The organism is Enterobacter sp. Cy-643 (assembly GCF_011752815.1).
In the GTDB taxonomy this organism is placed as follows: Bacteria; Pseudomonadota; Gammaproteobacteria; order Enterobacterales; family Enterobacteriaceae; genus Cedecea.
Map to the genome: position 1 here is coordinate 1 of NZ_VWWV01000021.1, position 213 is coordinate 213.

The 213-nt window shown below is 48.8% G+C and carries 1 rRNA gene; it reads right to left on the reverse strand.

The features are described from left to right. Window positions 1-133: 133 nt before the first annotated feature. A 16S ribosomal RNA gene (locus F3J29_RS22620) occupies window positions 134-213 on the reverse strand; the annotation flags it as partial.

A 213-nucleotide genomic window follows, 5' to 3' on the forward strand; every position in this document is an offset into this window, starting at 1 on the left:
GTGGACTTGAACCACCGACCTCACCCTTATCAGGGGTGCGCTCTAACCACCTGAGCTACAAGCCTATAAGGTTTTACTGCTCGTTTTCTATCAGACAATCTGTGTGAGCACTACGCGGGTTGTATCTTTTAGGTAAGGAGGTGATCCAACCGCAGGTTCCCCTACGGTTACCTTGTTACGACTTCACCCCAGTCATGAATCACAAAGTGGTAA